This is a genomic window from Bradyrhizobium sp. SZCCHNRI1009 (genome assembly GCF_032487575.1).
Lineage (GTDB): Bacteria > Pseudomonadota > Alphaproteobacteria > Rhizobiales > Xanthobacteraceae > Bradyrhizobium.
Window position 1 is genome coordinate 550,964 of record NZ_JAUEUL010000002.1, and the last position, 19,676, is coordinate 570,639.

Consider the following 19,676-nt stretch of genomic DNA (forward strand, 5'->3'; position numbering starts at 1 on the left):
GTAGGAATGGCGAAAAAGCTCATCATCATCATGGTCAATACCGATCCTCGCAACGGCGAGGAGCTCGGCGCGCCGTTCTTCCAGGCCACTGTTGCCGCGGCGATGGACTACGAGGTCGATGTCGTCTGTACCGCGACGGCGGGGCAGCTCATGAAAAAGGGCGTGGCCGAGAAGCTCGTGGTCAAGCCCGGATCTCCGAAAACCGTCTATGACTTCATCAAGGACGCGCACGGAGCTGGAGTGAAGTTCTATTGCTGCTCTCCGAACCTCGATCTCTTCGACATGACCGAGCAGGATCTGATCCCTGAATGCGAGGGCATCGTCGGGGGTGCAAAGGTCATCGAAGAGGTGATGGAAAACGATAACGCCAAGGTGCTGACCTACTGAGGAGAGCCGCCAGATGACGAGCGGAGCTTCAATGGAGCTGACCTCTATCGGCGACCCGGTCTCCGAGGCGCCGGTTGTTCCCTATGAGAAGCTGGAAGAGGTATTCGACGACATTCGCTCGCACGTCCTCTACGATCATGAGCTGCACGGCTGTCTCAATTGCGGCATCTGCACCGCGACCTGTCCCTCGGCGCACTACTACGATTATTCGCCCCGCGAGATCGTCCAGCTGCTGTGGACCGAAAATCTCGAGGGCATCTACGACGCGATGCAGGAGAAGATCTGGTCCTGCGCGCAGTGCTACACCTGTGCCGCCCGCTGTCCGTTCGAAAATTCACCGGGCGGGCTCGTCATGATCATGCGCGAGGTCGCGATCAAGCATGGCATGCAGTCGGCGAAAGATGTGCTGCGACCGTTCTCGCGGGTGCTTCTGAAGGTCATTTCCACGGGAAATCAGCTCGCGCCCAACATGATCACGCGCGATGCGTTTCCCGACTGGGGCCCGAACGTCGCCAAGGTCGATGCTCCGCTCAATATCCTGCGCAAGGCCATTCCAGTCCCAACCATGCACACCATGGACACGGCCTGGGAGGTCAACCTGAAGACGTCCGTCGAACTCTACACCATTTGGGAGGCGACCGGCGTGCTCGATCAGCTCGAGACGATCGACGAGAATCTGTTCGACGTCGTCAGCGACGTGATGGATGAGAAGCGCGAGGAATACAACGAGTGGCTTGAAGAGCAGCAGGAAGAATAGGCCGCTGAGACGACCACAATAGACGGCGAGATCAATCGCCGCGGTGGACGACGGAGGAAGCGATGGACGAAAAGCGCAGTGACAGTCAGTCGGCTTACGCCGGCTTTGGCGCGGAGTGGCGCCCTTCCAACCTGACGCCGAGCGAGGCGCAGACGGCGACGGCCTGGGTGGAAACCCGGATCGACCGTCGCTCCATGCTGACCAACAAGGAGCGCGTCCACGACATCCGCGACGCGATGTGGGAGTTGGAGAAGGACGGCGAAATCGTCGTTCATCGGATCGACGAGCGCCACGAGCCGGTGGTGGCGCGCACACTGTACGGCTGGGACAAGCGCATTCCCACCACGAACCTCTGGCAGCACAAATCCTGCGGACAGTGCGGCAATATCCCCGGCTATCCGTCGAGCGTGATGTGGCTGATGAACCAGCTCGGCGTGCGCTATCTCGACGAGACCGATCAGACCTCTTGCACCGCCTGGAATTATCACGGCTCCGGGGTCGGCAATGTCGTCAGTCTGGCCGCCGTCTTCCTGCGCAACTTCCACCAGGCATACATGTCGGCCAAGGCGCAGGGCTTGCCGGTCGGAACCTACTTCCCGCTGATCCACTGCGGCACGTCGTTCGGCAATTACAAGGAGATGCGCATCTTCTTGATGCATTCGGCTGAACTGCGCGAGCAGGTGAAGAAGATTCTCGGCAAGCTGGGTCGTCTGGTCGACGGCAAGCTGCTGATCCCCGAAGAGATCGTGCACTATTCCGAGTGGCTGCACGTCATGCGCCACCGCATCCGGGAGCGGCAGGTCATCGACGTGAGCAGCCTTCGTGCCACCGTTCATCCGGCCTGTCACGTCTACAAGATGGTTCCGGAAGACGTGATCTATGACGACACCGTCATGGACGGCAACCGCGTGGCGGTATCGACCGGCCTGATGCAGGCGCTGGGTGCACAGGTCGTCGACTACTCGACCTGGTACGACTGCTGCGGCTTCGGCTTTCGTCATATCATCGGCGAACGTGAGTTCACGCGCTCCTTCGCCATCGATCGCAAGATCAGGGTCGCGGTCGAGGAGGCGCGGGCGGACGTCATGATCGGCCACGACACGGGTTGCATCACCACACTCGACAAGAACCAGTGGATCGGCAAGGCCGTCGACAAGGTCTATGCGCTGCCGATCATGGCCGATTGCCAGTTCGCGGCGCTCGCCCTCGGCGCGCATCCCTACAAGCTCGCACAGCTTCACTGGCACGCCTCGCCGTTCGAGGGGCTGCTCGAGAAGCTCGGGATCGACTGGCAGAAAGCCAAAGCCGAGTTCGAGGCCTATCTCGGTGAGGTCAAGGCCGGCCGCATCGAGACGCTTTACGACCCCAAACGCGCGATTACGTCGGGCCCAGGCTATGTCAAGCCGACGGCGACCCTGCCAGGAGCCGCATCATGACCCGTCCCGTTCTCATCGTTGGCGGCGGGCCGTCGGGGCTTTCCGCCGCACATGCGCTGGCCGCGGCCGGCCAGCGCGTCGTTCTCGTCGAAAAGGCGGAGCAGCTCGGCGGTGCGCCGATCCAGTCAGGCTACGCCAGGCTGGTGCCGTCCGGCGAATGGGCCAAGGACGCCATCGGTGGCATGGTGCGCCGGGTCGAAACCGACAGCCGTGTCGAGATCCGAAGGCGCGTCACGGTGAAAGCCTTTTCGGGCAGCCCAGGCGACTTCCGCGTGACGCTGTCGGATGGCGCGATGCTGGAGGCGGGGGCGGCGATCCTGTGCACCGGCTTCACGCATTTCGATTCCGTCAATAAGCCGGAATGGGGTTTCGGCACCTACCCTGATGTGGTTACGACGACCCAGGTCGAGCAGATGCTCTCCTCCGGCAGGGGCGTGCGCTGTCCGTCCGACGGGCGCGAGCCGGAACGGGTTGCGATCCTGCTATGCGTCGGCTCGCGCGACCGCCAGATCGGTCGCGAGTGGTGTTCGAAGATCTGCTGCACGGTCTCCGCCAACATCGCCATGGAGATCCGCGAGGCGATGCCACGGTGCAACGTGTATGTCTACTACATGGATATCCGCACCTTCGGCCTCTACGAGGATCTCTACTACTGGGAAAGCCAGGAGAAGCACCGCGTCAAATACATCAAGGCGCGGATCGCCGAAGTGACGTCAGACGGCAGGCGGTTGATCGTGAAGGGCGAGGACACGCTGGTGAAACGGCCGATCTCGATCCCGTTCGACATGGTGGTGCACGCCATCGGCATGGATCCCAATGTCGACAACATGACGTTGTCGGCGGTGTTCGACGTCAAACTGCAGAAGCACGGCCATATCGAGAAGGCGTCGGTCTATTCCAACACATCGGCCACCTCGCGGCCGGGCGTCTTCGTCGCCGGCGCGGCCACCGGGCCCGAGACCATCGACGATTCCATCGCACAGGGCCAATCGGCAGCGATGGCCGCGCTGGCCCTGGTCCGCGGCGCCATGATGGAAGCGGCCGAGTGATGTGGCCGATCACCAACCATAGAGGCAAGGCGGTGGTCGAGCCGACGCGGCCGGTGCTCGATCTGTCCGGCCCCAGGCTGCGGCGGGCGTTCGAGAGCCTCGTGGAATCCGCCGACGACAGCGGTGGCGTCGAGCGCTATGTCGGAGCGCTCGCGCTCAAGGCCTCGCTGTTCGAGGAGGTGTTGGGCAAGGGGCGGGTCAGCGAGCTGACGGAGGCCGAATTCTGCGACCTTGCCACGTTCATCACGCCGGTGCGCCGGCGTGTGGGGGCGTGGCTCGGCCGCAACGGGTTTGCGGCGCTGCGCAGCAGGCTCGAGGCGCTGCTGCACGGATGGTCCGACCTCGGCACAACCGACCAGCGCGTCGCCGCGTTCGTCACGAGCTTTCCGGCCGATCGCGAGCACCGCTGGTCGCGCGATCTTGCCGCCGAGGTCCTTCATTTCACCGCGCCGGACCACTATCCGCTGATGACGCGCTGGATGTGGGACGCCAGGGTCAATACCGGCGTATTGCGCGAGATATGGTACGACGAGGCTGCCGAGACCGGCACGATCGCCGTCGGCGACGGCTTCGCCACTTTCACGATGCTACGCGAGGAGCTCGAAGGTTTCCTGCAGGCGAACGGTGTCTTCCGCGATCTGGCCTTCTACGTCGATCTGCTCTGCGCCCACACCTATGCAAGCTATATCAACGACAAGGGCGGCCAGTTCCTGCACGCGGACTTCTGCGGCGGCTTCAAGGCGGACGCGATGGCGCATACTCGCCGTCTCCTGGGACTCGATGCGGTCGATACCGAGTCGGGGCGCACCCGCCTGAAGCTGATCGATGGCAGGGCCCATGTGCTCGGGCAGCCTCGCCTGCTGAGCGAATGAGGGAACATCCATGCCGATTCACGAAAAATCGCTGATCCGGCCAGAGAATCTCGTCACGCATGAGCACCTGGAAATTGATGGCGTCGATGTCTCCGGGCACTGGAGCACGTTCATCACCTCACGCGCCATTACCGACTACAACGAGCAGATGCAGGAGGAGATCGCGGCGCTCCCGGGAGGCGAGTTCATCCACCGCTGCTGGCAATGCGGCTCATGCACCAATGCCTGCACGATCAACGCCGTGAATCCCGACTTCAACCCGCGCTATTGGATCTACCTGATCCGAATGGGCTTCGAAAGCGAGTTGCTGCGCGACAAGGACATCATCTGGCAGTGCGTCTCCTGCAACAAATGCACCTATGCCTGTCCTCGCGACGTCAGTCCCGAAGGCGTGATGAAGGCCACGGCACATTGGCTGGAGCTGAAGGGCCATACCGAGAAGAAGCCGTCCACCGCGTTCGATGAGGTCTTCTCCGAGCAGGTCTTCGCCACCGGCAAGATCGAGGAGGGCCGCGTGCTGCGCCGGTTCTTCGCGCGGACCGGGCAGTCCCTGTCGCAGGGGTGGCTCGTCGAACTGATACGCAGTCTCGCCAGCCGATTGCCGGTGGGCCTCCTGGTGAAGTTGGGACTTGCCAGCGTGGTCCGTCCTCGCACGCGCGGATGGGGGGGCGCCAGCCTCGCGATCGACGAGTATGTCCGTGAGTGTGAAGCAGCGGCCCGCAAGGCGCTTCGGTTGGACGTTCAGGGAGCTGAGTGATGAGCGACAAACACAAGCGGGTCGCCTACTATCCGGGGTGCGCGCTCGAAGGAACCGGGCACGCCTACAACCGCTCCACCCGGGAGGTCGGCAAGGCACTCGGCCTCGATCTGGTCGAGCTCAGGAACTGGAACTGCTGCGGCGCCATGGAGGTCAAGAACATCGATCCCAAGCTGCAGACCTATCTGTCGGCCCGCAACCTCTCGATCGCGGATGCGATGGGGTTCGATACGGTGATGGCGCCTTGCAACGGCTGCTATCACAATCTCAAGAAGGCCGAATACGACCTCGCCAAGGATCCCGCTTCGCGTGAAGTGACGGACCGATTGTCGCGCAAGGCCGGCCACGCGACCTACGAAGCGGGCAAGGTCACGACCATTCACGCGCTCGACTGGATCAAGGAATCCGTCGGCGAACAGGGCCTCAAGACACGCGTGAAGAACTCGCTCAAGGGCCTGAAGGTCGCCAACTACTACGGTTGCATGTACACGCGGCCGCGTCACATCTTTCCGGAAAAGGACAAGGGGCCCGGCTCGGAATCGACCTCGAAGCCCCATTTCATGGACGACCTGCTGGCTGCGGCGGGGGCCGAGAACGTCGAGTACCCGCTCAAGACGGCATGCTGTGGCGGCGCTCACACGCTGTCCGACAGCGACACCTCGACCAAGCTCGTTCTCAACCTGCTCACGACGGCCGAGGCCTGCGGCGCGGACGTGATCGCCACCGAATGCCCGACCTGCCACACCGGGCTCGAAATGCATCAGGTGCGCGCGGAAAAGGTCTTCGGCCGCAAGACCAGCGTCAAGATCCTGTACTTCACCCAGCTCCTTGGCATGGCGCTCGGGCTGTCGGCGCGCAAGGTCGGCGTGCAGGAGAATTTCTCGGATTCGACCGGTCTGTTGCATGCGCGGGGGCTCGGGTGATGGCGGATATCGGTATCACGAGCCTCGACGACGTCGCGGAGCGGCTGGACGGCATGTTGGCCGCGTCCGATGCTGCACTCGGGGCGGCCGCCGCGCCGCTCGCCGAGGAGTTGCTGCAGCTCGGCGAAACGATTCTCGAAACATGGCTCGCTGCGCACGGCGAGATCCCGACCGATCGCCAGGTCGAGACGTTTCGCCTGCTGGCGCTGCATCGGCAGGGCGCGCGCGGCGATGCAAGCTTCAACGCCTGCCGCGAAACCTGCCGCGAGCTCGTCTATCACTACAATCTGGTGCGCCTCGAGCCAGGCTACGCGGAGGTCGCCCGGCGGCTGCGACTGGGCGCCATGGTCGCGCGGCATCTTATGCTGTTCATCGGAGGCAAGCTGGAGGTGGCCGGGCTCGGCGAATTCTGCTGCGCGTCCCGGCCGCTACGTCAACTCGATGCATCGATGCAGACCAACGAAACTGTTTGAGATAAGGAGAAGACGATGCCCATCGTCCGCGGCTGCAACCTTCCCGACGACCTCCTCTATGACGTCGAAAACAACATCTGGTATCGCGAGAACGCCGACGGCACCGTGACGCTCGGGATGACCGCTGTGGCAGCGGCCATGGCCGGTCAGCTTGTCGCCTTCACACCAAAGAAGGCCGGCCGGTCGGTCGATGCGGGCAAGTCCTGCGCCACGATCGAATCCGGTAAGTGGGTCGGCCCGGCAAAGGTCGCCTTCAATGCGGAAATCGTCGAGGTCAACGATGCAATGAGCGCAGCGCCCAAGCTGGCCAACACCGACCCGTATGGCGAGGGATGGATGGTCAAGGTGCGCCCGAAGGATTGGGCTGCTGCCAAGGCCGGCCTCGTGCCGGGCACGGCGGCCGCCGCCCCTTATGAAGCGAAGATGGCTGCCGAGAATTTCGCTGGCTGCGCGTAAGGAAGTGGACAGGCTGTGACTGAGACCGCCGCAATCAGGACATCGATGATAAGTCGCGGCCTCGCGGCCTTCATGTCGCTGCCGACCTACTTCCCGGGTGTCCTGGCCAGTTTGATCATCGCGATCGCGGCAACCTTCCTGTCCGAGCACTATGGCGGGCCGGTCATGCTGTTCGCCTTGCTGCTTGGGATGGCCTTCTATTTCCTGTCGCAGGAGGGGCGCTGCGTTGCCGGCATCGAACTCGCCTCAAAGCGCATCCTGCGCGTCGCCGTCGGCCTGCTCGGGGCGCAGATCACGATTGCCGAGATCATGAAGCTCGGCCCGACGCCCGTGATCACGGTCGTCGGCGCGGTGATCCTGACCATCCTGTTCGGCGCGCTGGCCTCCCGCGCCATGGGGTTGAGCCGGCCGTTCGGAATCCTCACCTCCGGGGCCGTGGCGATTTGCGGAGCGTCGGCGGCGCTGGCGATCTCGTCGGTGTTGCCCAAGGGGGAGCACCACGAACGCGACACGGTCTTTACCGTGATCGGCGTGACGGCGCTCAGCACGATCGCGATGATCGTCTATCCGCTGGTGATCGCAGGATTCCATCTCGATCACGCTGCCGTCGGCATGTTTCTTGGCGGTACCATTCACGACGTGGCGCAGGTGGTTGGCGCCGGCTTCAGCGTGTCGGAGGAGACCGGAAACGTCGCGACCTTCACCAAGCTGCTCCGGGTTGCCATGCTGCTGCCTGTCGTCGTGATGCTGTCCTACGTGTTCCGCGCCCATCGCGTCGGCAAGGCCGGGCGCCAACTGCCGGGGTTCCTGGTGGTGTTCGCCGTTCTGGTGATGCTCAACAGCGCCGGCGTCATTCCCGCATTCCTGCTTGCCGTCATCAAGGACATTTCAAGGTGGTGCCTCGTGACGGCGATCGCAGCGCTCGGGATGAAGACGTCGCTCAAGGCGATGGCCGATGTCGGCGGCCGGGCGATCGCGCTGATCGTCGCCGAGACGCTGTTCCTCGCAGTCCTCGTGCTGATGGTCGTGCGTTGGAAAGCAGGAATCCAATAGCAGGAATCCAATGACGCGCGCGGTTGCGCCTGCGAGAGACCAAACGGAGAGATGCAATGGCCGAAGACAACAATACCAAGCGCATGTCGATGATTGTCACCAAGGGGACGCTGGATTGGGCCTATCCGCCCTTCATCCTGGCCACGACAGCGGCGGCCATGGGCCTCGACGTGACCATGTTCTTCACCTTCTACGGCTTGACGCTGCTCAAGAAGAATCTCGACCTGAAAATCTCTACGCTCGGCAATCCGGCCATGGAGATGCCGATGTTTGGAATGCACATCGGTATGCCGAATCTCGTATCGGCCATCCCCGGCGTCGACGCGGCGGCGACGACGATGATGAAAAACCTGATCAAGAAGAAGGGGGTCGCATCGATAGAGGAGTTGCGCACGATGGCCATCGAAGCCGACGTCAAGATGATCGCCTGCCAGATGACCATGGATCTGTTCGAGTACACCAAGGACGACATGATCGAGGGGCCGGTGCTCGGGGGCGCTGCGACCTACATCGAGACGGCGACCAAGAGCGACATCAACCTGTTCATTTGAACGTGTCACGGACCCAGCACCAGAAATGACGGAGAGACAGGATGGCTGACCAGGTTCTCGATGCCAAGGGATTGAACTGCCCGCTGCCGATCTTGCGCGCGAAGAAGGCGCTCAAGGACGTGCCGATCGGTGGCACGCTCCAAGTGCTCGCCACCGATCCCGGCGCTGTGAAAGACTTCGAGGCGTTTTGTCGCACGACCGGAAATGATCTCTTGGAATCCAAGTCGGAAGGCAAGCAGTTCGAGTTCCTGATCAGGCGAACGTCCTGACGCTGCGCGGACCCGCGGCGGACGGAGCGGGCGACGCAGTCTGCGCCGCTCCGCCGTCCGCCGCTGCAGGGCGTACGACTATGAGCCGTCACCCTTGCGTCTTTGCCGGGGCGTCCTCGATCAGGTGATCCGCAATGATCTCCACCAGGCTCGCGAGTCCGCCTTCCCATTTCCAGTGGGCCTTGCTCTCGTCCATGGTCAGCCGGCAGTTTGAGCATGCCGAGACCATCGTCTTCGCGCCGGTCTTCTCCACCTGATCCATTTTGATCTTGAAGACCTTGTGGCGAAGATCGGCTGCGCGCGCGATCGCTTGCACGCCGCCGCCGCCACCGCAGCACCAGTTGAGATCTCCGGTCGGGGTCATCTCGCGGAAGTCCTTCGCGAAATCCTGCAGGAGGAATCGCGCATCCTCGGTCGCGCCGCCGCGACGGGAGATCTGGCAAGGATCGTGATAGGTGATCGACTCCTCGATCGGTTTCAGCTTCAGCCTGCCGTCGCGCTTGAGCTGCGCCATGAATTCCGAAATGTGCACGACTGCGAAGGGCAGGGGGCGGCCGAGCACATTGGCGCCCGACCAGCGCAGTACACCGAACGCGTGGCCGCACTCCGGAATCACGACCGTCTTGGCTCCGACCGCCTCGGCGGCCTCGGTGATCCGCTGAACCATGATCCGGGCGACGTCTGCCTTGCCGGCCAGATAGCCAAAATTCGTGGCTTCATAGCCCTTGGTGCTCAGCGTCCAGTCGACGCCCACGTGGTTGAGCAGCTTGGCCATGGCCACCACGGAATCGGGGTATTTCATCGTTTCGACGGACGAGAGCGTCAGCAGAATGTCGGCCTTGTCCTTGTCGAGCGCGATGGGCACGTCGTGCTCATCTTCGAGCCATTCGATGCGATCGCGCAGCTTGTCGGCTGTCACGCCCAGCGGGCTTCCATGGTCGCGCGAATTGTCGGCGGCCTGCAGAAGGTCCTTCGGCCCAAGTCCTGCCTTGACGAAGGCCTGCCGCGCGCCGCCCACGATGGAAGCGATGTCGATCCCCATCGGACAGATCGTGGTGCATCGACCGCACATGGTGCAGGTATCGAACAGCAGTTCCTCCCATTCCTTGAGGTCCTCTTCCGTGATGCGGGGAGCGAAGAGGGAGAGCGGGAATTTCTGCCGGCGATAGGCCTTGGCCATCGGAAACAGCTTGTAGGCGGGCGTATGCCGTGGATCTCCGGACGCCTGATAGAAGTGGCAGGCTTCGGCACAGTTCCCGCAATGGACGCAGGCCTCGAGATAGCTGACCAGATGTTCCTCGGTTCGCGCCAGGAACGTTCTGCTGGCTGCTTCGACGTCGATTTCGCCGCCCATCGCCTTACCTCACCCGCAATTGTATCAGCTCTTCGCCGTCGGGATCGATCACATGCACCGCGCAGGCGATGCACGGATCGAAGCTGTGGATCGTGCGCTGGATCTCGAGCGGCTGCCGAGGATCGTGGAGCGTGTGGCGATCCATCAATGCCGCTTCGTAAGGTCCGGGCTGGCCCTTGGAATCGCGCGGCCCCGCGTTCCAGGTCGAGGGCACCACGGCCTGATAATTATCGATGCGCTTGTTCTTGATCACCACCCAATGCGCCAGCGCCCCGCGCGGCGCTTCCATGAAGCCGACACCCTTGGCTTCGGTGGGCCAGGTCGAGGGATCCCACTTGTTCGAATTGTGAACGTTCAGATCACCCGCGCGGATGTTGGAAAGAAGACGGTCGTACCAGGTCGACATCTGGTCGACGACGATCTTGCTTTCCAGCGCGCGCGCCGCTGTGCGTCCCATGGTCGAGAACATCGCCGTCAGCGGCAGGTCGAGCTTGCCCAGCGCGTAACCGGCCAGTTCGCGCGTCGGCTCGTGACCTTTGGCATGGAGCATCAGCACGCGCGCGAGCGGACCGACCTCCATGACATGGCCCTTCCAGCGCGGCGCCTTGAGCCAGGAATAGCTCGCGCCGACATCGAGCTGCTCGAAGGGGGGCTTGGGACCGGTGTAATGCAGATTGGTCTCACCCTCGTAGGGATGCAGGCCCTTGTCCTTGCCGCTTGCATAGTCGTACCAGGAATGGGAGACGAACTCCTGGATTTCCTCCGAATTGTTCATGTCGACGGGATGGATCGTGGTCAGGTCGCGATTGAGGATCGCGCCCGCCGGGATCAGCCAACTGGCCGGGTCGTCCATGCCCTTTTCGGGGAAGTCGCCGTAGGTCAGGAAGTTGCCCACGCCTTCGCCGCGCGCGAACCAGTCCTTGTAGAAGGAGGCGATGGCCAGCGTGTCCGGCAGATAGACCTGCTCGACAAAATCCTTCATTCGGCCGATCACGGTCTTCACCGTCTGCAGGCCGTCGATGCCGATGGCGGTGCCGCCGGTGTTCAGGCTGATCGCTGACGGGGCGCCGCCGACCAGGAAATTGGGATGCGGATTCTTGCCGCCGAAGATGGTGTGGATCTGCACCACCTCGCGCTGCCAGGCGAGCGCTTCCAAATAGTGCGCGACCGCCATCAGGTTTGCTTCGGCCGGCAGCTTGAATCCGGGATGTCCCCAGAATCCACCTGCAAAGATGCCGAGCTGACCGCCTTCGACGAAGGCTTTCAGTCTCTTCTGCGTGTCCGCGAAATAGCCCGGGCTCGACTTCGGGAAGCTCGAGATCGATTGCGCCAGTTGCGATGTTGCCGCCGGATCGGCCTTCAACGCCGACACCACGTCGACCCAGTCGAGCGCATGCAGATGATAGAAGTGCATGACATGGTCATGCACATATTGTGCGGCAATCATCAGGTTGCGGATGAGTTGCGCGTTCGGCGGAATGGTGTATCCCAGCGCATTCTCCACGGCGCGGACGCTGGCGATGCCGTGGACCAGCGTGCACACGCCGCATATGCGCTGAGCGAAAGCCCAGGCCTCGCGCGGATCGCGTCCTTTCAGGATCAGTTCGATGCCGCGCACCATCGTGCCGGAACTGTACGCACCGGTGATGGCGCCATGGGGATCTGTTTCCGCCTCGATCCGCAGATGCCCTTCAATGCGCGTGATGGGATCGACGACGATGCGCTGGTTCATATCTCGACTCCCCGGCGGCTGTAGAAGATCCCGGTCTCGCTCCTGGTCAGGAAGACGAGGAAGGCATGCATGAGTTTTCCGAACGGGAACCAGATCAGGAACAGGCACACGGCCAGGATGTGCACGGACAAGAGCGTCTCGTACGGCGCCCATAGGTGGCTCACCGCGATCAGCCCCGTCGCGACCGGAAGGAACGTCACCAGCCAGCTGAAGTAGTCGTCAAGCGTCGAAAGCAGTCTTAAGACCGGATTCGTCATCCGTCGCGCCAGCGCAGCCAGGAGCGACGCCAGCGTGACCACCGAGGCGGCCGAGATCACGCCGGTGGGCAGATTCGGCCATGAAAAGCCGAACAATCCACGCAGGAAGAGAATGTGCTGCGCCAGTCCGAACACGATGATGGCAAGGCCGACGTGAAAAACATAGCCGTTCACCGTGCTGAACAACGAGGCGCGCAGATAGGTGTTCGCGGGCCATAGGTGACGCACGAAGCCACGGAACGCGCCAACCACGGCATGCGGTGCATCAGCTCGCCTCGCCGATCTGTCGCTGGTCCAGGGCAGGAGCAGCAGCGACGCGAGCCGCCACAACACGCCGCCCACGAATATCGCGATTGCGATCTCGATCGCGGGTCCGCGCACGAAATCCAGCAGGCTCATGGCTGGGCCTCCCTCTCTGCTCGTTGTTTGCGTCGCCGCGCCAGCCATGCGCTGGCAATCCCGACCGCCGCGCCCGCAGCCGCGGCGCCGCCGATGATCTCCGGATCATTCAACGTGTTTGAAGAAAGTGGCTGGTAGAAGCTGCCACGATCCCAGAAATTCGGTTCGGAACAGCCCAGACAGCCGTGTCCCGACTGGATCGGGAAAGAGACGCCACCATTCCATTTCATGGTCGCGCACGCATTGTAAGTCACGGGCCCCTTGCAACCGACTTCATAGAGGCACCAGCCCTTGCGCGCTCCCTCATCGTCGAACTGCTTGGCGAACTGCCCCTTGTCGTAGAACGGCCGGCGATAGCAGCGGTCATGGATCGTATCGCCGAAAAACGCTTTCGGTCTGCCCTTGTCGTCGAGATCGGGAAGCTTGTTGAACGTCACGAGATAGGCAACCGTGCCGGCGATGGCTTCCGGAATGGGCGGGCAACCGGAGACATTGATCACCGGTTTGTCGGTGATGATGTCGCTGACGGCAACCGCGCCGGTGGGGTTGGGATTTGCGTGGGGAATGCCACCGAAGGCCGCGCAGGTCCCGACGGAGATCACCGCGGCTGCATCTGCGGCCGTCTCCTTCAGCACCTCGAGGTTGGTCTTGCCGGCGTTGGTGGAGTAGACCCCGCCATCCCTCGTCGAAACGGAGCCGTCGACCACGACGACATATTTGCCCTTGTTCTCCTTCATGGCAGCCAGGCGCGCCGCTTCCGCGGCAGTACCCGACACCGCCATCAGCGTTTCGTGATAGTCGAGCGAGATGAGATTGAAGATCATGTCCTCGATGGTTGGACCGAACGAACGCGTCAGCGATTCCGTGCAGCCGGTGCATTCCTGAAACGAGAGCCAGATCACGGATTGGCGGCGCGTATTCGCCAACGCCTCAGCCATGCCCTTCGCGGCCATCGGGGGCAATGCGAGAAGGCTGGCAAGATAGGTCGTATATTTCAGCAGGGCGCGGCGGGAGACGCCGCTGCGCGTCAAGAGCTCGCCGATCGTCTCGGTTTCATGCATCTTCGGCATCCTCTGAAGAGACGCGGTCGATCAGGTCTTCAGCTAGTCTGTTGCTGGCCGCAGCGATGTCGGCCGCATGGCTTGTCAGGATCTCCGGGGACGCCGTGATTTCAATGCGTTCGGCGGCGAGCTTGTCCCCGGCGCCGAGATGGCGAACCCACCACACGCCGGCATAGCGCGTCTCCCAGATTTCACTGGTGCCGGCTGCGGTCAAAACGGCCTCCAGGTCACCATGGCCCAACCGCTCTTCCAACTCGCTGCGGTCCGCAGCCGTGAGAGGCAGGCTGCACAGATCGATCGCCGCGCATGCGCCGGTTTTGGCAAGCACACCGAGGTGATGGGCGATCTCGCGGAGCAGGCTGTCGGTCATCCCCGTGCGGAACCCTGCCGCGGCATCCGCTTCAACTGTCATGGTGCCACCTGCTGAGCAGTGTTTTGATCTGCTGACACGCGGAGGGAATGGCCGCGCCAACCGCGGGCGTCAGCGACAGGCCCCATTGGGTGGATTCAGGTTGAATTGCGACCAGCGCCCGGCGCGCCGGCTCGCAGCCGGCCAGCCGCGCCGCCGACATCAGGTCGGCAAGCGCGACCTCATGAGCCGTCCGCTTCTTGCCCGTGAGCTGCCGGTCCATCTCCGGACCTTGAAAGATCTTGACGGTGCCGGGCTTCGCGCCCAGTTCCACGGCGTCGACGGCGATCAGCGAGCCGAAATCTTCGATCTCCGAAAACAGGGACAGCCCGAGCGTCCCGCCATCCCGCAGAGCAACACAAGGCGGTATCTCGCCCGCACATTCAAGCGCATCGAGGGCCCGAATGACGTGCACACCAATGCCGTCATCGCTCAGCAGGATATTGCCGAGTCCGAGCACCAGCGTGGTGGTCGCCGCGACATTGGTCCGCATGGAAATCCCCGCGAGATCAGACGCCACATATTCTATGCAGCGAATATGATTCCCTTATCTTGATCCACGTCAAATCGAGTTCATCGATCGGGCTATGATTTCGGACTCAAGTATTTGCGGGTGGAACCGAGATGTGCCTTGGCATCCCGATGCGGGTCGTGGAGAGTGACGGAGTCATGGCGCGATGCGAGGCCAAAGGCATCGAGCGCACGGTGAGTCTGTTTTTGCTACAGCATGAAGCTATCGAGCCCGGCGATCACGTCGTGGTTCATGTCGGTTACGCCATCAGGAAGATGTCGGAAGCCGAAGCGTCGGGTGCATGGGATCTCCTCGACGAAATGCTTGCGGCGGAAGACGCAATGCACGGCAATACATGAGCTCGCCGGCTGTGGAATATCTCCACGGCGCTGGTGGCGCGGTTCAGCGCATCCGCTTCGGGCTGGGGATGCCACCTTCCGGCATATCGCTTACCAAAAAAAGAAAATTTTCGACGTCCCGAGATCGATCTGACCCGCACACCCGATGTTCCCTAACGGAGGCCTGATTTGACCGGCGGCTGATAAATGCCGTTTCTATGGGTTGCGTTTGCGTTATAGTTCAATTCTTGAATGTGATGCAAGACAAGCAAGAAGGAGCGTCAATGCGATTGGTTGTCTTCCTCACGGTGTTGATACCACTGGGCCTATCTGTGGCAAATGCCAAAGGGGCTCCACATAAGCCGATAAAGGCGGAGCCTATTGGTAGATGCGAGTATACTTCGATTTGTGGCACGGGTTGCAGATTTTGCCCCACACATGGCGCTTGCCGTTGCAGCAATTGTTGCCTCGCGAAATCAAGACATAATAGATAGTAGATCTAATAATCAATTTTGCGGATTGCTTGGTGAACGTCGAGCCATGTCATGCTATAGGGCAACCGTTTTAGTTGGTGGCCTCACCATTTCATTAGCGATCTCGTTTCGGCCTAATGCAATTTGGATCATGGCTGAGAGCATCGGCGGCGCCGCGCTTGGGACCTGTTCGGCGTCACCGTCCGCACGATTACCGATCTGGCGAAGCGTGGCATTACTGCGTGCGCCGTGCGCTGCTACGAGCTGACGGCCAGCTTCGCGGCTATTGCGAACATTTGCTGAAGCTGGCGACGGGACGCGGCGGCGGTCAAGCGATCTGCATCGGCGACGGTAGAGCGGGCTCGCCTGGCGCGTGAGCAGGCCGGCCACCGGTTGACGACCGACCCCCTGTGAACAGACGGCGAAAATGGTCGTCAATCACGAGCAAACTTCATTTTCCCTATTGGCCTTTTCGTTCGCTATTTGCGTTCGGGACGCTGGGGGCGCAGGCTCGAATCCTGCCGTTCCGACCATTCTTCGCGTGACATCTCACGCGTTTCCCGATTTCACCTTGCGTCTGCGACGTTGACCCGGCGTGGTTCGATATGGCGAGGTAGTCCCGATATGACAGCGCGAGATCAACGCAAGGCGCAGCCCACCGGGCAGACGGCATGGCGTCACGCCAATGTCGGCCGGCTGCTCAACAATGCGGTGCGCCGGTTCGAATCCCGGGTTCTCCAATTGATGGCGGAGAGCGGTCACGGCGAGACGCGGATTGCACATGTCAGCCTCACCCGCAACCTCGACGTCGAGGGCACCCGGCTGACCGAGCTCGCGCGGCGGGCCTCGATGAGCAAGCAGGCGATGGGCGAACTGGTCGATCAATGCGCCGAGCTGGGGCTGGTGTCGCGCGAGGCCGATCCGAGTGACCGGCGCGCGCGCCTCGTCCGCTTCACGCCGGCCGGACTGACATGGCTGGAGGCGTTTGGCGATGCCGTGGATGTGGCGGAAGCCGAGATGCGCAAGGAGCTCGGCAAGGCCGCGATGGACGCGATTCTGCAGGGATTGTCGGCCTATGGCGCCCGCTTCGACACGCTCGACGACACCAGATAGTCAGGCTGCTTGACTAATTCGCGGGGCGCGCTAGCATTCCTCCATTGCGAGGAGGAGCGCCGTGATTGAACGTCTGAGCGCCTCGGTGCTGATCGTGGGCGGCGGTCCGTGCGGGCTGATGCTGGCCAACGAGCTTGGCCGCCGCGGCGTGTCCGCAATCCTGGTCGACGAGAAGCCGGGAACGGCGTTCAACCCGCAGGCCAACGCGACGCAGGCGCGGACGATGGAGCATTTCCGCCGGCTCGGATTCGCCGACGAGGTCCGGCGCGCCGGCCTGCCCGCGGACTACCCGACCGACGTCGCTTATTTCACGCGCTACACGGCGCATGAGCTGGCACGTTTTCAATTGCCGTCCGCGGCGCGCGCGACGGAACTGGTGAAGGGTCTGTCCGGCTCATGGAGCGCGGCCGAGCTGCCGCACCGGGTGTCGCAGAAATTCGTCGAAGAAATCCTGCGCCGGCATGCCGCGCGCCTTGCGGGCATTCAGTTGCACTACGGGCACCGGTTGATCGGCCATGCCGTTACCGACGGCGGCATTGCCGCCGAGGTCGAGCGTGTCAGCGACGGCGCGCGCCTCGAGATCGCGGCTGATTTCCTGATCGGGGCCGACGGTCCGCGCTCCCAAGTGCGACAGTCGCTCGGGATCACCTATGGCGGAACGACGGGCGTGCAGCGCGATTTCATGGGCGGCCGCATGCTCGCGGTCTATCTGCGCTCGCCGGAGTTCTACGCCAGCGTCCCGCATGCGCGGGCCTGGATGTATGTCTGCTTCAACCGCGACCGCCGCGCCTTCATGGCCGCGGTGAACGGACGCGACGAGTTCGCTTTCCACACCCAGCTTCGGCCCGGCGAGAACGAAAGCGCTGTTACCGCCGACGATGCGCGGGCAGCGTTCCAGCGCGCCTGCGGTGCGCCCATTCCCTGCGAGGTGCTTTCGCATCTCACCTGGACCGCGGGGCATGCGCTGGTCGCCGAGAGCATGCAGCGCGGCCGGGTCTTCCTTGGCGGCGATGCGGCGCATCTGTTCACGCCGACCGGCGGGCTCGGCTACAACACCGCGATCGAGGACGCGGTCAATCTCGGCTGGAAGATCGCGAGCGTCGTCAAGGGAGCGAGCCCCGTCTCGCTGCTCGACAGCTACGAGGCCGAGCGCCGTCCGGTGGCGCTGCGCAACACCGACTACGCGCGCGGCTTTGCGGATTCGCTCGGCCTGTTTGCCGCGGTGCCCGAGATCGAGGACGCGACCGCGGCCGGCGACGAGGCACGGCGCATCGCCAGCGCCTATCTCGATCAGCATGCGCGCGCCGAGTTCAACATCCCCGGCGTCACCTTCGGCGGCCGCTATGATGGCTCACCGATCATCATCCCCGATGGCACCCGGCCGCCGCCGGATGCGGCCAACGCCTACGTGCCGAGCGCCTGTCCCGGCGGCCGCGCGCCGCACGCCTGGCTGGAGCAAGGTATCTCGCTGTACGACCGCTTCGGCTTCGAATGGACGCTGTTGCGGTGTGAGGGCAGCGACCTCGATGAGGATCACCTACGTGAGGCCATGGGGCGGCAGCGTGTCGACGTCGAGATCGTCACCTTGCCGCGGGCCCTGCGCGATCTCTACGAGGCCGACCTCGCTTTGATCCGTCCCGATCAGATCGTGGCCTGGCGCGGGAGGGCGGCGCAGGCCGGCCTGCTTCGAGGCGTGCTGGCTCGGGCGCTCGGCGGGGATGCACGCACTCACTGAGCGCTGCATGGCGCGGGTCCGAAACCGAGAAGTCGCGGACGTTGTGCTGCAGGGACGGTTGTGCCGCAGCATTTGGAACCCGCCGCGTCGTTGCGCGAGGAAGCATTCTGCGGGGTTGCCGCGCGGGGCTTAGGAACGATCGTCGGGTAAGGCTCTTGCCGTCGCGACGATCAGGAGTCGAACCCCTCGGAGATCAACGATGAGCAGGATGATCCACAACCATCAGACGAGAGCAATCCGAATTGCCCTGGCCTCCTCTGCCGTGACCGTGTTGGTGGCCGGCGGCGCGGTCGCCGCTCCGAAGGGCCGGTCGCCCGCCAAGGATCAGCATTTCATGACCGAGGCGATCGAGGGCGACATGTCCGAGGTGAACATGGGCAAGCTGGCGCAGCAGAAGGGGCAGAGCGATCAGGTCAAGCAGTTCGGGCAGGCCTTGCAGCAGGACCATAGCGAGCATCTGCAGAAGGCGCAGCAGCTTGCGAGCCAGAACGGGATAAAGGTGCCGTCCGAGCCGAGCAGGAAGCAGAAGGCCATCTACAACCGGTTGGAAGGCATGTCCGGCGGTCGGTTCGACCGGGCGTTTGCGCAGGCGATGGTTCGCGATCACCAGGAGGATATCAAGAAGTATCAGAAGCAGGCGGCGGCAAACTCACCGCTGTCGGACTTCGCCCAGCAGACCGTGCCGGTGCTGCAGAAACACCTCGACATGGCGAAATCCTTGGCGAAATGACATGCGCCAGAGCGATCACGATGCCTCCGCCTTGTCGAGGCGTCGTGATCGCCAAAGAACGCGCTATCTGAAGAACGCGTTGCAGATCACGACGCCAATGCACGCCGGCCGAGACGCTGGCGAAGCAGCATCGCAAGAGGGCCGAGCCAGGACTGGCGGAAAATCGCACGTCGGCACCGCGCGTTCGGCATTGGAGTGCCGTCCGCCCGAGCATTGCCCGACCTTCGTCCGGCTGCTAGCGTTCTCCCGTGAGGCACGGGCAAACGAAAAGACGATGACCGACGTGATGACCGAATCGGAAAAGGCGCAGCAGATCGTGGCTGCGCTGAGGGCGGCGAAGGCGAGCCCGCCGGAAGCGGCACTGCAGACGTTGAACGGCCTGATGGGCCTCGTCCGCAGCCCGAGCGCGGAGCAGCCGCTCGAGGTGGAGGAGGCGCGCTCGGCGGCCTTCATGTCGATCTGCGAGGTCGGCAAGGCACTGCATCGGGGGCTGCCGACGGAGGCCCTGTGGCCGACGGCGCTGTCGGCCAGCGAGCGCTGGCTGGCGCTCGCCAAGTGAGAAAGGGCGAGTGAGAAAGAAC

At 63.0% G+C, this 19,676-nt stretch carries 23 protein-coding genes; 17 read left to right on the forward strand and 6 right to left on the reverse strand.

Annotated features, from left to right (window positions below; all coding sequences use genetic code 11):
- The first annotated feature begins 6 nt into the window (after positions 1–6).
- The 12 genes from QX010_RS06095 (at position 7) to QX010_RS06150 (ending at position 8,983) form a co-directional block, all read left to right on the forward strand.
- The gene (locus QX010_RS06095; RefSeq protein ID WP_315802231.1) at positions 7–387 is read left to right on the forward strand and encodes a DsrE/DsrF/DrsH-like family protein; all 381 of its coding nucleotides are present in this window, start codon (positions 7–9) and stop codon (positions 385–387) included.
- A 31-nt stretch (positions 388–418) separates the two neighbouring features.
- On the forward strand, positions 419–1,144 hold the full coding sequence (locus tag QX010_RS06100) for a 4Fe-4S dicluster domain-containing protein (RefSeq protein ID WP_316171964.1): 726 nt from the start codon (positions 419–421) through the stop codon (positions 1,142–1,144).
- A 62-nt stretch (positions 1,145–1,206) separates the two neighbouring features.
- Entirely contained in the window at positions 1,207–2,580 is a 1,374-nt protein-coding gene (locus QX010_RS06105; RefSeq protein WP_315802233.1) for a heterodisulfide reductase-related iron-sulfur binding cluster, read from the forward strand.
- Positions 2,577–3,629: an FAD-dependent oxidoreductase gene (locus QX010_RS06110; protein ID WP_316178262.1), complete on the forward strand. Its 1,053-nt coding sequence runs from the start codon at positions 2,577–2,579 to the stop codon at positions 3,627–3,629. Before QX010_RS06105 ends, QX010_RS06110 begins: the two co-directional genes overlap by 4 nt.
- The gene (locus QX010_RS06115; RefSeq protein ID WP_315802235.1) at positions 3,626–4,501 is read left to right on the forward strand and encodes a hypothetical protein; all 876 of its coding nucleotides are present in this window, start codon (positions 3,626–3,628) and stop codon (positions 4,499–4,501) included. The genes QX010_RS06110 and QX010_RS06115 overlap by 4 nt, the downstream gene beginning before the upstream one ends.
- A 10-nt stretch (positions 4,502–4,511) precedes the next feature.
- The gene (locus QX010_RS06120) at positions 4,512–5,258 is read left to right on the forward strand and encodes a 4Fe-4S dicluster domain-containing protein (protein ID WP_316178264.1); all 747 of its coding nucleotides are present in this window, start codon (positions 4,512–4,514) and stop codon (positions 5,256–5,258) included.
- On the forward strand, positions 5,258–6,181 hold the full coding sequence (locus QX010_RS06125) for a CoB--CoM heterodisulfide reductase iron-sulfur subunit B family protein (RefSeq protein ID WP_316178266.1): 924 nt from the start codon (positions 5,258–5,260) through the stop codon (positions 6,179–6,181). The genes QX010_RS06120 and QX010_RS06125 overlap by 1 nt, the downstream gene beginning before the upstream one ends.
- On the forward strand, positions 6,178–6,654 hold the full coding sequence (locus QX010_RS06130; protein ID WP_315802238.1) for a hypothetical protein: 477 nt from the start codon (positions 6,178–6,180) through the stop codon (positions 6,652–6,654). The genes QX010_RS06125 and QX010_RS06130 overlap by 4 nt, the downstream gene beginning before the upstream one ends.
- Positions 6,655–6,669: 15 nt before the next feature.
- Positions 6,670–7,110 carry a glycine cleavage system protein H gene (locus tag QX010_RS06135; protein ID WP_315715458.1) on the forward strand — a complete coding sequence of 147 codons (441 nt, stop codon included), beginning with the start codon at positions 6,670–6,672 and terminating at the stop codon, positions 7,108–7,110.
- A 45-nt stretch (positions 7,111–7,155) separates the two neighbouring features.
- On the forward strand, positions 7,156–8,163 hold the full coding sequence (locus QX010_RS06140; RefSeq protein WP_315802240.1) for a YeiH family protein: 1,008 nt from the start codon (positions 7,156–7,158) through the stop codon (positions 8,161–8,163).
- Positions 8,164–8,219: 56 nt separating this feature from the next.
- Entirely contained in the window at positions 8,220–8,714 is a 495-nt protein-coding gene (dsrE2, locus tag QX010_RS06145) for a sulfur carrier protein DsrE2 (protein ID WP_315802241.1), read from the forward strand.
- Between the two features lie 41 nt (positions 8,715–8,755).
- The gene (locus QX010_RS06150) at positions 8,756–8,983 is read left to right on the forward strand and encodes a sulfurtransferase TusA family protein (RefSeq protein ID WP_315715462.1); all 228 of its coding nucleotides are present in this window, start codon (positions 8,756–8,758) and stop codon (positions 8,981–8,983) included.
- 88 nt (positions 8,984–9,071) lie between these two features.
- Here QX010_RS06150 and QX010_RS06155 read toward each other — a convergent pair whose 3' ends face one another.
- From QX010_RS06155 to QX010_RS06180, 6 genes are read right to left on the reverse strand one after another with little or no spacing between them, the layout of a single operon-like run.
- A complete protein-coding gene (locus QX010_RS06155) occupies positions 9,072–10,337 on the reverse strand; it encodes a (Fe-S)-binding protein (RefSeq protein WP_316178269.1) in 1,266 nt (421 codons plus the stop codon).
- Positions 10,338–10,341: 4 nt separating this feature from the next.
- On the reverse strand, positions 10,342–12,069 hold the full coding sequence (locus tag QX010_RS06160; protein ID WP_316178271.1) for a nickel-dependent hydrogenase large subunit: 1,728 nt from the start codon (positions 12,067–12,069) through the stop codon (positions 10,342–10,344).
- Complete coding sequence (locus tag QX010_RS06165; protein ID WP_316178273.1) at positions 12,066–12,773, reverse strand: hypothetical protein; 708 nt, start codon at positions 12,771–12,773, stop codon at positions 12,066–12,068. Before QX010_RS06165 ends, QX010_RS06160 begins: the two co-directional genes overlap by 4 nt.
- Positions 12,722–13,786, reverse strand: coding sequence for a hydrogenase small subunit (locus QX010_RS06170; RefSeq protein WP_315802245.1), 1,065 nt, complete (start codon positions 13,784–13,786; stop codon positions 12,722–12,724). The genes QX010_RS06165 and QX010_RS06170 overlap by 52 nt, the downstream gene beginning before the upstream one ends.
- Entirely contained in the window at positions 13,779–14,198 is a 420-nt protein-coding gene (locus tag QX010_RS06175; RefSeq protein ID WP_316178276.1) for a hydrogenase expression/formation C-terminal domain-containing protein, read from the reverse strand. The genes QX010_RS06170 and QX010_RS06175 overlap by 8 nt, the downstream gene beginning before the upstream one ends.
- Entirely contained in the window at positions 14,188–14,688 is a 501-nt protein-coding gene (locus QX010_RS06180; RefSeq protein WP_315802247.1) for a HyaD/HybD family hydrogenase maturation endopeptidase, read from the reverse strand. Before QX010_RS06180 ends, QX010_RS06175 begins: the two co-directional genes overlap by 11 nt.
- A 131-nt stretch (positions 14,689–14,819) precedes the next feature.
- On the opposite strand from QX010_RS06180, the gene QX010_RS06185 reads away from it, so the two are divergent.
- From QX010_RS06185 to QX010_RS06205, 5 genes are all read left to right on the forward strand, one after another.
- Positions 14,820–15,065, forward strand: coding sequence for a HypC/HybG/HupF family hydrogenase formation chaperone (locus QX010_RS06185; protein ID WP_315802248.1), 246 nt, complete (start codon positions 14,820–14,822; stop codon positions 15,063–15,065).
- A 1,076-nt stretch (positions 15,066–16,141) separates the two neighbouring features.
- Positions 16,142–16,630: a MarR family winged helix-turn-helix transcriptional regulator gene (locus QX010_RS06190; protein WP_316178277.1), complete on the forward strand. Its 489-nt coding sequence runs from the start codon at positions 16,142–16,144 to the stop codon at positions 16,628–16,630.
- A gap of 118 nt (positions 16,631–16,748) precedes the next feature.
- On the forward strand, positions 16,749–18,365 hold the full coding sequence (locus tag QX010_RS06195; RefSeq protein WP_410051927.1) for an FAD-dependent oxidoreductase: 1,617 nt from the start codon (positions 16,749–16,751) through the stop codon (positions 18,363–18,365).
- Positions 18,366–18,573: 208 nt separating this feature from the next.
- Positions 18,574–19,095: a DUF4142 domain-containing protein gene (locus tag QX010_RS06200; RefSeq protein ID WP_316178470.1), complete on the forward strand. Its 522-nt coding sequence runs from the start codon at positions 18,574–18,576 to the stop codon at positions 19,093–19,095.
- Positions 19,096–19,381: 286 nt separating this feature from the next.
- A complete protein-coding gene (locus QX010_RS06205; RefSeq protein WP_316178472.1) occupies positions 19,382–19,654 on the forward strand; it encodes a hypothetical protein in 273 nt (90 codons plus the stop codon).
- Positions 19,655–19,676 lie beyond the last annotated feature (22 nt).

What these genes read in the sequence shown, in the direction of transcription:
- QX010_RS06095 (WP_315802231.1), top strand. Translation starts at nt 7, where the DNA reads ATGGCGAAAAAGCTCATCATCATCATGGTCAATACCGATCCTCGCAAC.
- QX010_RS06100 (WP_316171964.1), top strand. Translation starts at nt 419, where the DNA reads ATGGAGCTGACCTCTATCGGCGACCCGGTCTCCGAGGCGCCGGTTGTT.
- QX010_RS06105 (WP_315802233.1), top strand. Translation starts at nt 1,207, where the DNA reads ATGGACGAAAAGCGCAGTGACAGTCAGTCGGCTTACGCCGGCTTTGGC.
- QX010_RS06110 (WP_316178262.1), top strand. Translation starts at nt 2,577, where the DNA reads ATGACCCGTCCCGTTCTCATCGTTGGCGGCGGGCCGTCGGGGCTTTCC.
- QX010_RS06120 (WP_316178264.1), top strand. Translation starts at nt 4,512, where the DNA reads ATGCCGATTCACGAAAAATCGCTGATCCGGCCAGAGAATCTCGTCACG.
- QX010_RS06125 (WP_316178266.1), top strand. Translation starts at nt 5,258, where the DNA reads ATGAGCGACAAACACAAGCGGGTCGCCTACTATCCGGGGTGCGCGCTC.
- QX010_RS06135 (WP_315715458.1), top strand. Translation starts at nt 6,670, where the DNA reads ATGCCCATCGTCCGCGGCTGCAACCTTCCCGACGACCTCCTCTATGAC.
- QX010_RS06140 (WP_315802240.1), top strand. Translation starts at nt 7,156, where the DNA reads ATGATAAGTCGCGGCCTCGCGGCCTTCATGTCGCTGCCGACCTACTTC.
- dsrE2 (WP_315802241.1), top strand. Translation starts at nt 8,220, where the DNA reads ATGGCCGAAGACAACAATACCAAGCGCATGTCGATGATTGTCACCAAG.
- QX010_RS06150 (WP_315715462.1), top strand. Translation starts at nt 8,756, where the DNA reads ATGGCTGACCAGGTTCTCGATGCCAAGGGATTGAACTGCCCGCTGCCG.
- QX010_RS06155 (WP_316178269.1), bottom strand. Translation starts at nt 10,337, where the DNA reads ATGGGCGGCGAAATCGACGTCGAAGCAGCCAGCAGAACGTTCCTGGCG.
- QX010_RS06160 (WP_316178271.1), bottom strand. Translation starts at nt 12,069, where the DNA reads ATGAACCAGCGCATCGTCGTCGATCCCATCACGCGCATTGAAGGGCAT.
- QX010_RS06165 (WP_316178273.1), bottom strand. Translation starts at nt 12,773, where the DNA reads ATGGCTGGCGCGGCGACGCAAACAACGAGCAGAGAGGGAGGCCCAGCC.
- QX010_RS06170 (WP_315802245.1), bottom strand. Translation starts at nt 13,786, where the DNA reads ATGCATGAAACCGAGACGATCGGCGAGCTCTTGACGCGCAGCGGCGTC.
- QX010_RS06175 (WP_316178276.1), bottom strand. Translation starts at nt 14,198, where the DNA reads ATGACAGTTGAAGCGGATGCCGCGGCAGGGTTCCGCACGGGGATGACC.
- QX010_RS06180 (WP_315802247.1), bottom strand. Translation starts at nt 14,688, where the DNA reads ATGCGGACCAATGTCGCGGCGACCACCACGCTGGTGCTCGGACTCGGC.
- QX010_RS06185 (WP_315802248.1), top strand. Translation starts at nt 14,820, where the DNA reads ATGTGCCTTGGCATCCCGATGCGGGTCGTGGAGAGTGACGGAGTCATG.
- QX010_RS06190 (WP_316178277.1), top strand. Translation starts at nt 16,142, where the DNA reads ATGACAGCGCGAGATCAACGCAAGGCGCAGCCCACCGGGCAGACGGCA.
- QX010_RS06195 (WP_410051927.1), top strand. Translation starts at nt 16,749, where the DNA reads ATGCTGGCCAACGAGCTTGGCCGCCGCGGCGTGTCCGCAATCCTGGTC.
- QX010_RS06200 (WP_316178470.1), top strand. Translation starts at nt 18,574, where the DNA reads ATGATCCACAACCATCAGACGAGAGCAATCCGAATTGCCCTGGCCTCC.
- QX010_RS06205 (WP_316178472.1), top strand. Translation starts at nt 19,382, where the DNA reads ATGACCGAATCGGAAAAGGCGCAGCAGATCGTGGCTGCGCTGAGGGCG.